Origin of the sequence: Enterobacteriaceae endosymbiont of Plateumaris consimilis (assembly GCF_012563145.1) — a bacterium.
In the GTDB taxonomy this organism is placed as follows: domain Bacteria; phylum Pseudomonadota; class Gammaproteobacteria; order Enterobacterales; family Enterobacteriaceae.
The window spans coordinates 362128-377266 of the sequence record NZ_CP046230.1; the positions used below are offsets into that span (position 1 = coordinate 362128).

The window sequence follows — 15139 nt, forward strand, 5'->3', positions numbered from 1 at the left end:
TAAAATGTTATTAAAAAAATTTAGTAATTATTTTATTTCTATTTCAGCACCAGTAATTTTTAATGTTTTTTCCAAAGATAATGCTTCTTCTTTACTAATAGCTTCCTTTAAAATGACTGGAGCAGATTCTACTAAATCTTTTGATTCTTTTAATCCTAAACCCATACAACTTCTAACTGCTTTTATTACTGCTATTTTGTTTTTTCCTATACTTTTTAAATATAAATTAAATTCAGTTTTTTCTTCTACTTCTTCTATTTTCGTATCATTAACTGCTTTTGTCATAATAGTAGAAGCTGATACTCCAAATTTTTTTTCCATATCACTGATTAAATCCATTATATCCATAATAGACATAGTACTAACAGCTTCTATTATTTGTTCTTTAGTTATAGACATAAAAAATTCCTAAAATTAAGAAAAATTTTTTTATTTATTTAAATAAAAATTTAATTTTTATAAATTATTTTTTTATATTTTTAATAATTACTAATATTTTAATAAATTTTCCTATAGCAGCTTCTTTGATTGTAGCTAACATAAAAGATAAAGCCTCTTTGTAAGTAGGCAATGTAGCTAACCTATCAATATCTTTAGCATCAATTAATTTACCATTAAAAGAAGCAATTTTAATTTTAAAATTAGTATTTTTTTTAGCAAATTCTTTAAATAAACGTGCAGCTGAACCAGGATGTTTAAGTGAATATCCAATTAATATTGGTCCGTGTAATTGATCTTTTAAACATTCAAAAGTACTATTTTTGATAATTAGTTTTAATAGTTTATTTTTAACTACTCCTATAAAAACATTATTTTCACGACTGTTTTTTCTTAATTCAGTAATACTATTAACGTTTATACCACAAGAATTAGCAATAACAACAGATAAAGCTTTTTGATTTATTTTGCTTAATTTTGCAACAATCATTTTTTTTTCTGTAATATTTAATGGCATTAGATTATTGCACTCCTGATTTTTTAATATAAAAGAATTACATTATTAGAATTAATATTCTATATATAAAATATATTACATTACAATGTATAAATTATATTGTTTAATTAAAAAATAATTATTTTAATATAAAAAAAGCTATTCGTAAAGTTTATACTTTAATATTTATTAAAGATGTTGTTATATCAATAGATACTCCCATAGTTGATGAGATATATATTTTTTTTATAAAATCTCCTTTCAATTGTGTTGGTTTATATTTTATTAAATTTTTTATTAAATACTCTATATTTTCTTTTATTTTATAATTATCAAAATTAATTTTGCCTATGCTGGTATGAATAATTCCATTTTTATCATTACGATAATTAATTTGTCCTTTTTTAATCTTTTTTATAATTTCTTTAATATTTTCAGTAATAGTTCCCAATTTAGGATTGGGCATTATTCCTCTTGGACCTAATATGGGAGCTAATTTACTAACTAAATTCATCGCTTCTGGAATAGTTATTACTATATCAATTTGTTTGATGTTATTTTTAATTTTATTTACTAGATCTTCCATCCCAATTAAATCTGCACCAGCTGTTTTTGCCTCTATTGCTTTAGCTCCATAAGCAAAAACAGCAATTTTTAAATTTTTTCCTGTTCCATAAGGTAATATAACACTATTTCTAATGTTCTGTTCTGATTTTTTTGGATCTATATTTAATTGTATTGCAATATCAATGCTTTCAATGAAATTAACTGCACTAAATTCTTTTAATTTATTAATAGCTTCATCAATAGAAATTTTTTTGTTTTGATTAATTTTATTATACATATTAGTCATACGTTTTGTTTGTTTAACCATTATTATATTTTAATCCTCTATTATTAATCCCATTGAAAGCGCTGTCCCTTCTATAGAATGCATCATTGATTCAATATTTATTCCTGTCATATCTACAGATTTTAATTTTGCTATTTGACGAATTTGTTCATGAGTTATTTTACCTATTTTTTCTAATTTTGGTTTACTAGAACCAGATTTAATTCCCAAAGCTTTTTTTATTAAAATTGCTGCTGGAGGAGTTTTAGTAATAAATGTAAAAGAACGATCTGAATAAATAGTAATGATAACAGGAATAGGTATTCCTTTTTCTAAATTACTAGTTTGAGAATTAAAAGTTTTACAAAAATCCATTATATTAATTCCATGTTGTCCTAATGCAGGTCCAACAGGAGGGCTTGGATTAGCAATACCTGCTGAAACTTGTAATTTAACATAAGTTTTAATTTTTTTTGCCATAATTATTCCTTTAAATTAATAATTTATTATAAAAATTTTATAAATAAATTATCCTTTTTCTACTTGACTAAAATCTAAATCAACAGGAGTTGCTCTACCAAAAATTGATACTGATACTTTTAAACGACTTTTTTCATAATCAACTTCTTCAACTATCCCATTAAAATCAGAAAAAGGACCATCATTTACACGAATCATTTCTCCCGCTTCAAATAATATTTTTGGTCTTGGTTTATCTCCAATTTGTTGAAGACGACTTTTAATTATGTCAACTTCTTTATTACTAATAGGAGATGGATTATCAGAAGTTCCTCCTACAAAACCTAATACTCTAGGAATACCACGAACTAAATGCCAACTTATATCTTTCATAACCATATTAATTAAAATATATCCAGGAAAAAATTTACGTTCACTTTTATAACGTTGTCCATTACGAATTTCTACTACTTCTTCAGTAGGTATTAAAATATCTCCAAAAAAATTATTCATATTATTAATATGAATATGTTCTTTTAATGATTGTGCAACACGATTTTCAAATCCAGATCTAGCTTGAATAACATACCATTTTTTTTGTATAGATTTAGTCATTTATAATCTCATATTAGTTAAAAATGATATTAAATAAATTAAAATACTATCAAGACACCAAATAATTAATGATATAATCAAAGTTATTATGATAATAATTAAAGTTATTTGTAAAGTTTCTTTATAAGAAGGCCAAATTACCTTACGTGTTTCTATACGTGTTTCTCTAATAAATAAAAATATCTTTTTTCCTGTTTTAGTAGATAAAATAATAAAAACTATTAAAATTAATATAGGACAAATAATTATTATTCTAATAGGTAATTCTATATTTTGATATAAATAATCACATATTATTATTGAAATAAATAAGACTATACTAATAGTCCATTTTATATATTCTAAAATATATTTACTCCTTTTGAATTTTACATTATTAATCATATATTATATCAACCAATATAAAATAAATTCAGTTTAATGATATTATTATACAAATTATATATAATATAAAACATTATTTATAATTAGATAATTTATTTTATAATAAATTTTTGAAAAAAGAATCAAAGGGATTAATATTTTAATACCCTCATCTTCTTTTATTTCTATTATTTTAATATTTTAGTTACAATTCCAGCACCAACAGTTCTACCACCTTCACGAATAGCAAATCTTAAACCATCTGTCATAGCAATAGGATTTATTAAAGTTACAGTCATTTTTATGTTATCACCAGGCATTACCATCTCGATTTCTTTTGCTAATTCTATTGTACCAGTAACATCAGTAGTCCTAAAATAAAATTGAGGACGATAACCTTTAAAAAATGCAGTATGTCTACCGCCTTCATCTTTAGATAAAATATATACTTCTGACTCAAATTGAGTATGAGGTTTTATAGATCCTGGTTTAGCTAAAACTTGTCCTCTTTCAATCTCTTCTCTTTTAATTCCTCGAAGTAAAATACCTACATTTTCACCTGCGCGACCTTCATCTAATAATTTACGAAACATTTCAACACCTGTACAAGTAGATTTTATCGTATCTCTTATACCAATAATTTCTACTTCTTCACCTACTTTTATTATACCTCTTTCTACTCTTCCTGTTACAACTGTTCCTCTACCAGAAATAGAAAAAACATCTTCAATTGGTAATAAAAATGGTTGGTCAACAGCTCTTTTTGGTTCGGGTATATAATTATCTAAACAATTTGCTAATTCAATAATTTTTTTTTCCCAAACTATATCTCCTTCTAATGCTTTAAGAGCAGATCCATGAATAATAGGAGTTTTCTCACCTGGAAAATCATATTGAGTAAGTAAATCACGTACTTCCATTTCTACTAATTCTAATAATTCTTCATCATCAACTAAATCACATTTATTAAGAAAAACAACAATGTAAGGAACTCCAACTTGTCTTGCTAATAAAATATGTTCTCTGGTTTGAGGCATAGGTCCATCTGTTGCCGCAACTACTAATATAGCTCCATCCATTTGAGCAGCTCCAGTAATCATATTTTTTACATAATCAGCGTGTCCAGGACAATCTACATGTGCATAATGACGATATTTTGTATCATATTCTACATGAGAAGTATTAATAGTAATACCTCTTTCTTTTTCTTCTGGAGCATTATCTATTTGATCAAAAGCTTTAGCTGCTCCACCATATTTTTTAGATAATACAGTTGTAATAGCTGCTGTCAAAGTTGTTTTACCATGATCAACATGTCCTATAGTACCTACATTAATATGTGGTTTAGAACGTTTAAATTTTTCTTTAGACACAGAATAATTCCTTCTATATTTTTTTTTCTTCTTTTATAAAATAAAAAAGAAAAATTACTTAATTATTGATTAACTATTATTTATTTACACCTAGAATCAATAATAATTTGTGAAATATTATTAGGTGCTTCAGTATATTTTAAAAATTCCATAGAATAAGATGATCTTCCTTGAGTATAAGAACGTAAATCAGTAGCATAACCAAACATTTCAGACAATGGTACACATGCACGTATTAATTTACCAGTTAAAATATTATCTATACCTTCTATAATACCTCTTCTACGATTTAAATCTCCTATTACATCACCCATATATTCTTCTGGAGTTTCTACTTCAACTTTCATAATAGGTTCTAATAATACTGGATTAGCTTGTTTAAATGCATTTTTAAATGCAATTGAAGCTGCTAATTTAAACGCTAATTCTGATGAATCTACATCATGATATGATCCATAATGTAATCTAACTGCAATATTCACTACTGGATATCCAGCCATTGGACCAGATTTTAATTGTTCTTGAATACTTTTATCTATAGATGAAATATATTCACTAGGTATTACACCACCTTTTATATCGTTAGTAAATAAATATCCTATGTTATTTTTTTTATTAAATTTTATTGGAGATATATCTATAACAACATGTCCATATTGTCCTCTACCACCAGTTTGTTTTATATGTTTACCTTCTATATTTAGAACATTTTTTTTTATAGTTTCACGATAAGATACTTGAGGTTTACCAATATTAGCCGATACATTAAACTCTCTTTTCATCCTATCAACTATAATTTCTAAATGCAATTCACCCATACCTGCAATAATAGTTTGATTACTTTCTTTATCTGTCCAAGTTTTTAATGATGGATCTTCTTTTGTCAATCTATTTAATGCTAATCCCATTTTTTCTTGATCAATTTTAGTTTTAGGTTCTATAGCAATAGATATTACAGGTTCTGGAAATTCCATTCTTTCAAGAATAATACTTTTATCTATAGAACACAATGTATCTCCTGTTGTCACATCTTTTAAACCAATAGCTGCTGCAATATCTCCAGCATGAACTTTTTTAATTTCTTCACGTTTATTAGCATGCATTTGTACAATTCTTCCAATTCGTTCTTTTTGCATTTTAATAGGATTAAAAATTAAATCACCACTACTTACTGTACCAGAATATACTCTGAAAAATGTTAAGTTGCCAACAAAAGGATCATTTGATATTTTAAAAGCTAATGCTGAAAATGGTTCATCATCATTTGATTGTCGAATATCTAATATTTTTTTTTCATTATCTATAATTCCTTGTATAGGAGGAATATCAGTTGGTGCTGGTAAAAATTCAATTACTGCATCCAACATAGCTTGTACTCCTTTATTTTTAAAAGCAGAACCACAAGTTATTAAAGTAATTTCATTATTTAATACTCTTTTTCTTAAAGATAATTTTATTTCTTTTTCAGTAAGATTTATTCCATTTAAATATTTATCCATTAATTTTTCATCTGATTCAACAGCAGATTCAATTAATTTTTGGCGCCAAATTTTTGATTCTTTTATTAAATTTATAGGTATTTGATTATAATTAAAAGTGGTACCTTGATCTTTATCATTCCAACTTATTGCTTTCATTTTAATTAAATCTATAACACCAATAAAACTATCTTCAGATCCAATAGGTAATTGTATTGGTACAGTTTCTGTAGATAAATTTTTTTGTATTTGATAAACAACTTTTAAAAAATTAGCACCCATACGATCCATTTTGTTTATAAATGCTATTCTTGGAACTTTATATTTATTAGCTTGTCTCCATACTGTTTCTGATTGTGGTTGAACACCACCAACTGCACAATAAATCATGACTACACCATCCAGAATTCTCATAGACCTTTCTACTTCAATTGTAAAATCAACATGTCCTGGAGTATCAATAATATTAATTCTATGTGCTTGATATTGATTAGCCATTCCTGACCAAAAAGCAGTGGTAGCTGCAGATGTAATAGTAATCCCTCTTTCTTGTTCTTGCTCCATCCAATCCATAGTGGCAGCACCATCATGTACTTCACCTATTTTATGATTAACTCCAGTATAAAAAAGAATTCTTTCAGTAGTAGTAGTTTTTCCAGCATCAATATGTGCACTAATACCAATATTACGATAACATGTTATAGGAGTTATACGACTCATTTTATTCCTCTATTTTAGATAGATTAATACTAAAAATTTAAATATATTATTTAATATTACATAATATTGATATATTTATTAGCTACAACATATTTTATTGATGAATTTATTAATTTAATAAATTAATATCTATATATTAAGAATATAATAAATTAAATATTACCAACGATAATGAGCAAATGCTTTATTTGCTTCAGCCATACGATGTACTTCTTCTTTCTTTTTAATTGCATTACCTTTATTTTCAATAGCGTCAGAAATTTCATGAGCTAATCTTAATGACATAGATTTATCATTTCTTTTTCTTGCTGCATTTACTAACCAACGCATTGCTAATGTATTTCTTCTACTAGGCCTAACTTCTACTGGAACTTGATAAGTAGATCCACCTACTCTTCGAGATTTTACTTCAACCATAGGTTTTACATTTTCTAATGCATTTAAAAAATTATCTAATTCATTTTTACCAGAATTTTTAGTTATTGATTTCAAAGCAGAATAAACAATTGATTCTGCTATAGATTTTTTTCCATTAACCATTAAAATATTAATAAATTTAGCAAGTAAATTTGAATCAAATTTAGGATCTGGTAATATTTTACGTTGACTAATTATGCGTCTACGAGACATAATATAATACTCCATAATAATATTATTTAGGTTTTTTTACACCATATTTAGATCTTCCTTTTTTTCTTTCTTTGACACCAGAACAATCCAATGCTCCTCTAATTGTATGATATCTAACACCGGGTAAATCTTTTACTCTACCTCCACGAATTAGTACTACAGAATGTTCTTGTAAATTATGTCCTTCTCCTGGTATATAAGAAGTAACTTCAAAACCATTAGTTAAACGAACTCTACAAACTTTTCTTAATGCTGAATTTGGTTTTTTAGGTGTAGTTGTATAAACTTTAATACATACTCCTCTTTTTTGAGGACAAGAACTTAAAGCAGGTACATTACTTTTAGTAATTTTATGAGTTCGTTGTTTTCGAACTAATTGATTAACTGTAGCCATTCTTTTATTTCCTAAATAAAATTATTATAATTAAATAATTTTAACATAAATTAAATTTTTTTATTTAAAATAATATTTTATAATTACCAAAATATTTGTTGTTTATTTTTTATTGATAAAGATACAAAATCTTTATATTCTATTTGTATTATTTTTTTAGATATTATCTTTAATAAACCTCTTGATTCTATATCATTTTTTATACCAAAAATATTAAATGGAATTTTGTTTTTAATTACAATTATTTTTTTCATTGAATTACTATTATGTAATCCTGCCAAGATACCATCTTGAATTAAAATTAAATCATCATTTTTACTTAAAAAATTTAGAAGTAAAGAAAAATTACAAGATGATGGTGAATTAAATAAGGTGTATAACATAAATTAACTTTATATATTTCATAATTTAAAAATGTAATATTATATTATATTTTTTCAGTTTTTTTTTCCAATGTAAAGAATCAATAATTTTAATAGGTACTGTCCAAAAATTTTTTTTGTTAAAATTTTTTAATCCTAAAATATTCAAAGAATTATAACAAATAAAATAATTGTTTATATTACAAATACTTAAAATATTAAAACTAATACTATAATTAGGAAATAATATTTTTTTTGGTTTTTGGTTAGAAACTATCTGAAAAATACCATCTCCTGTAAAAAATAATGCTATATCCTCACTAAATGAGGATATAGAAATTATAGCATCTAATCCTGCTTGACCAGAACTATTGCCATATGGAGATTTAGAAAAAATAAAAGCTACTTTATTCATTAAAATTGTATAAAACGATCACAAGTTAATATAGATTTAGCTAAAATACTTAAACTTGTTATTTGAAATTCACTTGCTATTAAATTATGATTTAATTGATTATTCAATATTTTATTTTTATCTAAAATCATGCCTCTTTTTATTGCAGAAGAAATACAAATATATAAATTTATATGATATTTATTACTTAAATTTTTCCAATATTTAACTAAATTTATTTCATAATTATCTAATTGAATATATTTATTGGCATTATAAATACCATCTTGATAAAAAAAAATACTTTTTACATAGTGTTTTTCTTTAATAACTGCATTTGTAAAAAAATATGCTGAGTATGCATTTTGTGTGCTATAAGGTGATCCCATTACTAATAATGAAAAAGTCATATTTTTCCTAAAAATATTAATATAAAAAATTATCTAATAAAATTAATAACTAATTAAATTTTATTTATTTATTTTAAGAAAAGATTCTTTAATATCTAATAATTCAATTTCAAATATTAAAGTGGAATTTGCAGGAATTCCTGGTATTAAATTATATCCATATCCTAATTTTGGAGGTATAACTATTTTAATTTTTCCACCTTTTCTAATATATTGAAGTGCTTCTTTCCAACCAGGAATAATTTGTTGAAAATTTATATATAATGGCATTTTTCTAGAATATGAACTATCAAACATAGTTCCATCAACTAATTTTCCTTTATAATGTACTACTACAATAACATTACTATATTTGTTTAATATTTTTTTTCCATATCCTAATTTTTGTATTTGATATAACAATCCTGTTTTACTTCTTTTTACATTTTTTTCTTTTAAAAATCTTGCAATATATTTTTTTCCTGCAATATCATTTTTTATTGATTCTTTTTTAATTCTACTAGTTGTAGCATTTTGTATTTCTAATTCAAATGATGTAATAATTCTCTTTAATTCTTTATTAGATATTTTAACTTTATTATTTATACAATCAATTATTCCTTGAATAATAAATTTTCTATTCAATACAATATTAATTTTTTCTTGTTCTTGAAAAGAATGATTTAAATATTTTCCTATAGTAACACCTAATGCATAAGAATTTTGTTCTGTTTTATTTCGAAATAAATTTTGTTTTTTAATATTTATTAAATTAGATCTTTTTTCTTCAACAGAGGGTACTTCATAACCAAAAACAGAATTATAATGATGATCACCCAACCATCCAATATTTTTATATATTGATGCTGCTGATGAATTTAAACTTATAGCTGAAATAATAAATATAACAAAGATTGATATTTTTTTAGTAAAAAATTTCATTTTTTTCTCCAAAAATATTTAAAATTTATTAGATAAAACATCTAATTTTATTATTATAAACTATTTTAAAAATTTAGTGAATATATAAAAAAAATATTTGTGATATTTTATATTAATTTGATTAATAATCATACAAAAAAATTTTAAACAATTTAATAATTAACTAATAATTTTAATATTCTCCTTAATGGTTCAGCAGCACCCCAAAGTAATTGATCACCTACAGAAAATGCTGAAAAACAATTTTTATCTATATTGAGTTTTTTAATTCTTCCAATAGGTATATCTAGCTTACCACTTACTGCAATAGGAGTTAAATGATTTATAGTATTACTAATATCATTAGATATAACTTTAACCCATTTATTATGATTTTGTATAATATCTTTAATATTATCTAATGATAAGTCTTGCTTAAGTTTTATAGTAAAAGATTGACTATGAGATCTTAAAGCACCAATACGAACACAAATACCATCTATAGGAATAATTTTTTTTGTATTTAAAATTTTATTTGTTTCAAATTGACCTTTCCATTCTTCTTTTGTTTGTCCATTACAAATTTTTTTATCTATCCATGGAATTAGACTTCCAGCTAATGGTACAGAAAAATATTTTTTAGGAAAATTATTTTTTGTAAAATTTTTAGAAATTTCTCTTTCAATATTTAAAATATTAATAGATTTATCTTCAATATTTGATATTTTCGATATAAATTTCATTTGTAATAAAAGTTCTTTCATAAAATTTGAACCTGCACCTGATGCAGCTTGATACGTTGATACATATAACCACTTAATTAAATTATTTGTAAATAATCCTCCTAGTGCCATTAACATTAAACTAACAGTACAATTACCTCCTACAAAAGTTTTGATACCCATATCTATGTTTTTTTTTATGATATTTAAATTTACTGGATCTAATGCAATTACAGAATTTTCAGAAGTTCTTAAATATGATGAAGCATCTATCCAATAACCATTCCAACCTATCAAACGTAATTTAGAATATATTTTATTTGTATATGTACTACCTTGACATGATAAAATTATATCTAAAGATGATAATATTTCAATATTATAAGCATCCTGTAAAATTTTACATTTATTTTTAATATTAAAAGGAATTATTTTTCCATGTTGTGAAGTGGTAAAAAATATTGCATTAATAGAATTAAAATCTTTTTTTTTTATCATTCTTTCTAATAGAACAGATCCAACAATACCTCTCCATCCTATGAATCCTACATTTTTCATTACTGATAAACCTTATAGTTTTTATTAATTGACATTATTTATATATCATGATATGAAATAATATTTTATATATAATATGTTATAAATAATTTATTATTTAAAATATTCGATATAATAATATAAAATGAATACAAAAAAGTTTTTAATTTTATTAATTTTTATTTTATTAAAAATTGATGTAGCTGTTGCAACTCGTATTGATGTATTATTTACTCCTAATAAAAAAACATTACCAGTAATAATTAATCTTATTAAACACGCTAAAAAAGAAATATTAGTTGCTGCTTATACATTTACTAATAAAACTTTAGCTTTTGCATTATTAAATGCAAGTCATAAGGGTATAAAAATTTACATAATTGTTGATGCTAAAAATAATATTCATCGTTATACTGCAATTAATTTTTTAAAAAATAAAACTAATAACATTCATATTAGAATGAATAATCATTATGCAATCATGCATAATAAATTTATTATTATAGATAGATCTACTGTTGAAACAGGTTCTTTAAATTATTCTGCTAATGCGATAAAACGTAATGCAGAAAATATAATTATTATTTATAACTCTAAAAAAATAGCTAAAATATATAAAAAACAATTTTTAAAATTATGGAAAGAAAGTTTAATTAAAATTAATTAAATAATTGTTATTTTATATGTAATTTAAGTCCCAATCAATAGGATTATATTTATGATCAATAAGATATTTGTTTGTTTTAGAAAAATGTTTACAATGTAAAAACCCTTTGTGTGCAGAATAAGGTGAAGGGTGTGATGTATATAAAATATAATGTTTTTTATTATTAATAAATTTTATTTTTTTTTTTGCTTTTTCACCCCATAGTAAAAACACTATATTTTTAAAATTATTACTAATAATATTAATAACATTATTAGTAAATTTTTCCCATCCAATATTATTATGTGAGTTAGCTAGTCCTTTTTCTACTGTTAATACAGTATTTAATAGCATTACACCTTGTTTAGCCCAATTTAATAAATATCCGTGTTTAGGGATTTTGAAGTTTGGTATATCAAATTTTAATGATTTATAAATATTTTTCAATGAAGCAGGAATTTTTATATTAGGCATTACAGAAAAAGCTAAACCATTAGCTTGATTTTTTTCATAATAAGGATCCTGACCTAATATAACTACTTTTAAATTTTTGGGATTAGTAACTTTAAAAACATAAAATATATTTTTTTTATTTGGATAAATAATTTTACCAGAAATAATATCAGTATTAATTTTATTTATTAATTTTTTAAAATAAAATTTTTGTTTTTCTTTTTTTAAGAAATTAGTCCAATTAATATTTTTTTTCATTAATATTATTAAAGTTAATAAAATTATTTATAATTATTTATTAATATATTATATTAATATATCATTTTTTAAAAAATTTAGTATTTTGTTTTTAAAATATTTCTTAAAAACTATTTATTTGTAAAGAGTACAACATGAGATATTATGAAATAATATTAATTATACATCCAGATCAAAGTGATCAAATTGAAGATATTTTAAAATATTATAAAAGTATTATTGATCAAAATAAAGGTATAATTTCTAGGTTAGAAAATTGGGGAAGAAGACAATTATCATATCCTATTAATAAATTACATAAAGCACATTATATTTTAATGAATATAATGATTAATAATAATTATATTAATAATTTAGAAAAAAATTTTTTTCTTAATGAATCAATTATAAGATATATAGTAATTAAAACTAAAAAAGAAATTAAATGTATGTCACCTATTTTGAAATCAAAAGATGAACATACAGAAGAAAAAAGTAACGATATTATAAAAACTATATAAAAATAAATTTTCTTATTTTGAATTTTAAATAATTTTATTCATGAATTAATCATATTTTATATATTAGGAGTTATATTATAATGATACGTTATTTTCGTCGTCGTAAATTTTGTCGTTTTACATCTGAAGGAATTAAAGAAATTGATTATAAAGATATTAATTTATTGAAAAATTTTATTACTGAAAGTGGTAAAATTGTTCCTAGTAGAATAACTGGTACAAAAGCTAGATATCAACGTCAATTAACTAGAGCAATCAAATTAGCAAGATATTTATCTTTAATACCTTATACTGATCATCATAAATGATTTAAAATTAGTACTTAATAAATAAATTATTAATATTACTGAATAAGTATAATTTATTATATATTGAGGTACATAATGAAAATAATTTTGTTAGATCAAATTATAGGATTAGGTAAAAAATCTGAAATAGTTAATGTAAAATCTGGATATGCACGAAACTTTCTAATTCCAAAAAATAAAGGTATACCAGCTACAGAAGAAAATATTAATTTATTAAAAAAACAAATTACCAAATTAAAAACAGAACTATTAGATATTTTTAATAAAGCAGAATTAAGATCAAAAAAATTTATAAAAGTAATAGATAAAATTATAATTAAATCTAGATCTAGTAAAGATAATAAATTATTTGGATCTATTGGAAGAAATAATATTTTAAAAGAAATTAAAAATATAGGATTTAACATTTCAAAAAAAGAAATTATTTTACCGAAAGGAACATTAAAAACATTAGGTAATCATGAAATACATTTTAAATTTCATCCCAAAATAATAATAAAAAAAAATATTACAATTATTAATTTTTAATTATAATCTTATTGACTAAATATTATTTTTCGTTTATTATATATTACTATACAATGACGTAACTATTCAGACAATATTGTGTTTGTGAACCCGGACAGATCTGGAAAGAAGCATCCGTAACAAAAATAATATGTGTAAAAAATAGTTACGTTATTTAATTTAATAATAATATTAAAAATTTAATGACTTATTATGTATTAGCAAGAAAATGGCGCCCACAAAAATTTTGTGATATTATAGGACAAGATCACATAGTTAAAGCTATTAAATATAGTTTATCTAAAAAAAATATTCATCCTGCATGGATATTTTCTGGTAGTAGAGGAGTAGGTAAAACTACTATAGCCAGATTGTTTGCTATGGGATTAAGCTGTTTAAATGGTATTACAGATGATCCTTGTGGATTATGTGAAAATTGTAAAAATATAAAAAATAATTCTTTTCTAGATTTAATAGAATTAGATTCTGCTTCTAAAACAAAAGTAGAAGAGATTAGAGATATAATAGATAACATTCAATATAAACCTATAAAAAGTTGTTATAAAATATATATTTTTGATGAATTTCATATGTTGTCAAAACATAGTTTTAATGCTTTATTAAAAATAATAGAAGAACCTCCTAATCATGTAAAGTTTATATTTGTAACAACAGAATTACAAAAAATACCAATTACTATTATATCTCGATGTTTACAATTTCATTTAAAATTAATAACAAATAAAAAAATATCTCAAAAATTAAAACATATTCTAAATATAGAAAAGTTAAATTATGATGAAAAAATATTAGATATATTATCAAATGTTGCTAATGGAAGTATGAGAGATGCTTTAAGTTTAACAGATCAATTAATTTCCATGGGTGAATTAACACTTAAAAATATCTATTTAATGTTAGGTTTGATTAAAAAAAAATATTTGTTTTTATTAATTAGTAGTTTAAAAAAAAAAAATATTAATTTAATATTAGAAATTATTGAACAAATTGCATCTTTTAATATTAATTGGGATAATATAATTATAGAAATATTATTTTTATTACATGAGTTATTAAAAATTAAAATTATTGGTTCTATAAATACAATTAATAATGAATATAATGATTTTTATAAAAATAATAAAAAATATTTAAATATTATTTTGAAAAATTTTTCTTTAGAAGAAATAAGATTTATATATAAAACATTTATTATAGGAAGAAAAAATTTAAATTTAAATCCTAATAATAAAATTGGTTTTGAAGTGATTATATTTAAATTAATATTTAATTTTAGTAAAATTTAATAACTTAATAATATTTAATTAAATTATTTTAATTATT

General features: G+C 22.5%; 21 protein-coding genes and 1 other RNA gene. 6 read left to right on the forward strand and 16 right to left on the reverse strand.

Annotated elements, in window-relative coordinates; translation table 11 throughout:
- Positions 1-27: 27 nt before the first annotated feature.
- The 15 genes from rplL to asd all read right to left on the reverse strand — a co-directional run bounded on the left by rplL (position 28) and on the right by asd (position 11144).
- Positions 28-399, reverse strand: a complete 372-nt coding sequence (gene rplL / locus GJT81_RS01710) for a 50S ribosomal protein L7/L12 (RefSeq protein WP_169785608.1) — start codon at positions 397-399, stop codon at positions 28-30.
- A 64-nt stretch (positions 400-463) separates the two neighbouring features.
- Positions 464-955 (reverse strand): 50S ribosomal protein L10, encoded by a 492-nt coding sequence (gene rplJ, locus GJT81_RS01715; protein ID WP_169785609.1) that lies wholly within the window; start codon positions 953-955, stop codon positions 464-466.
- Between the two features lie 151 nt (positions 956-1106).
- Entirely contained in the window at positions 1107-1808 is a 702-nt protein-coding gene (rplA, locus tag GJT81_RS01720) for a 50S ribosomal protein L1 (protein ID WP_169785610.1), read from the reverse strand.
- 9 nt (positions 1809-1817) lie between these two features.
- On the reverse strand, positions 1818-2246 hold the full coding sequence (gene rplK / locus GJT81_RS01725) for a 50S ribosomal protein L11 (protein ID WP_169785611.1): 429 nt from the start codon (positions 2244-2246) through the stop codon (positions 1818-1820).
- Between the two features lie 48 nt (positions 2247-2294).
- Positions 2295-2840, reverse strand: a complete 546-nt coding sequence (gene nusG, locus GJT81_RS01730) for a transcription termination/antitermination protein NusG (protein ID WP_169785612.1) — start codon at positions 2838-2840, stop codon at positions 2295-2297.
- Positions 2841-3224 (reverse strand): preprotein translocase subunit SecE, encoded by a 384-nt coding sequence (gene secE, locus GJT81_RS01735; RefSeq protein WP_169785613.1) that lies wholly within the window; start codon positions 3222-3224, stop codon positions 2841-2843.
- 167 nt (positions 3225-3391) lie between these two features.
- Positions 3392-4576 carry an elongation factor Tu gene (gene tuf, locus GJT81_RS01740; protein ID WP_169785614.1) on the reverse strand — a complete coding sequence of 395 codons (1185 nt, stop codon included), beginning with the start codon at positions 4574-4576 and terminating at the stop codon, positions 3392-3394.
- An 80-nt stretch (positions 4577-4656) separates the two neighbouring features.
- On the reverse strand, positions 4657-6774 hold the full coding sequence (gene fusA, locus GJT81_RS01745) for an elongation factor G (protein ID WP_169785615.1): 2118 nt from the start codon (positions 6772-6774) through the stop codon (positions 4657-4659).
- 159 nt (positions 6775-6933) lie between these two features.
- Positions 6934-7404 carry a 30S ribosomal protein S7 gene (gene rpsG / locus GJT81_RS01750; RefSeq protein ID WP_169785616.1) on the reverse strand — a complete coding sequence of 157 codons (471 nt, stop codon included), beginning with the start codon at positions 7402-7404 and terminating at the stop codon, positions 6934-6936.
- 22 nt (positions 7405-7426) lie between these two features.
- Positions 7427-7798, reverse strand: a complete 372-nt coding sequence (rpsL, locus tag GJT81_RS01755) for a 30S ribosomal protein S12 (protein WP_169785617.1) — start codon at positions 7796-7798, stop codon at positions 7427-7429.
- Positions 7799-7881: 83 nt separating this feature from the next.
- Positions 7882-8181: a sulfurtransferase complex subunit TusB gene (gene tusB, locus GJT81_RS01760; RefSeq protein ID WP_169785618.1), complete on the reverse strand. Its 300-nt coding sequence runs from the start codon at positions 8179-8181 to the stop codon at positions 7882-7884.
- A gap of 25 nt (positions 8182-8206) precedes the next feature.
- Positions 8207-8575 carry a sulfurtransferase complex subunit TusC gene (gene tusC, locus GJT81_RS01765; protein WP_169785619.1) on the reverse strand — a complete coding sequence of 123 codons (369 nt, stop codon included), beginning with the start codon at positions 8573-8575 and terminating at the stop codon, positions 8207-8209.
- Entirely contained in the window at positions 8575-8964 is a 390-nt protein-coding gene (gene tusD / locus GJT81_RS01770) for a sulfurtransferase complex subunit TusD (protein ID WP_169785620.1), read from the reverse strand. The genes tusC and tusD overlap by 1 nt, the downstream gene beginning before the upstream one ends.
- A gap of 60 nt (positions 8965-9024) precedes the next feature.
- Positions 9025-9885 carry an FKBP-type peptidyl-prolyl cis-trans isomerase gene (fkpA, locus tag GJT81_RS01775; RefSeq protein ID WP_169785621.1) on the reverse strand — a complete coding sequence of 287 codons (861 nt, stop codon included), beginning with the start codon at positions 9883-9885 and terminating at the stop codon, positions 9025-9027.
- A 152-nt stretch (positions 9886-10037) separates the two neighbouring features.
- Entirely contained in the window at positions 10038-11144 is a 1107-nt protein-coding gene (gene asd / locus GJT81_RS01780) for an aspartate-semialdehyde dehydrogenase (protein WP_169785622.1), read from the reverse strand.
- A gap of 124 nt (positions 11145-11268) precedes the next feature.
- Here asd and GJT81_RS01785 point away from each other — a divergent pair, with 124 nt between their 5' ends.
- Complete coding sequence (locus GJT81_RS01785; protein ID WP_169785623.1) at positions 11269-11790, forward strand: phospholipase D family nuclease; 522 nt, start codon at positions 11269-11271, stop codon at positions 11788-11790.
- Positions 11791-11802: 12 nt separating this feature from the next.
- Here GJT81_RS01785 and ung read toward each other — a convergent pair whose 3' ends face one another.
- Positions 11803-12480: a uracil-DNA glycosylase gene (gene ung / locus GJT81_RS01790; RefSeq protein ID WP_169785624.1), complete on the reverse strand. Its 678-nt coding sequence runs from the start codon at positions 12478-12480 to the stop codon at positions 11803-11805.
- Positions 12481-12614: 134 nt separating this feature from the next.
- On the opposite strand from ung, the gene rpsF reads away from it, so the two are divergent.
- From rpsF to dnaX, 5 genes are all read left to right on the forward strand, one after another.
- Positions 12615-12980: a 30S ribosomal protein S6 gene (gene rpsF, locus GJT81_RS01795; protein ID WP_169785625.1), complete on the forward strand. Its 366-nt coding sequence runs from the start codon at positions 12615-12617 to the stop codon at positions 12978-12980.
- 80 nt (positions 12981-13060) lie between these two features.
- Complete coding sequence (gene rpsR / locus GJT81_RS01800; protein WP_168867678.1) at positions 13061-13288, forward strand: 30S ribosomal protein S18; 228 nt, start codon at positions 13061-13063, stop codon at positions 13286-13288.
- A gap of 75 nt (positions 13289-13363) precedes the next feature.
- Entirely contained in the window at positions 13364-13816 is a 453-nt protein-coding gene (gene rplI / locus GJT81_RS01805) for a 50S ribosomal protein L9 (RefSeq protein WP_169785626.1), read from the forward strand.
- A 57-nt stretch (positions 13817-13873) separates the two neighbouring features.
- Positions 13874-13969, forward strand: an RNA gene (gene ffs / locus GJT81_RS01810) — signal recognition particle sRNA small type.
- 29 nt (positions 13970-13998) lie between these two features.
- Entirely contained in the window at positions 13999-15102 is a 1104-nt protein-coding gene (dnaX, locus tag GJT81_RS01815) for a DNA polymerase III subunit gamma/tau (protein ID WP_169785627.1), read from the forward strand.
- Positions 15103-15139 lie beyond the last annotated feature (37 nt).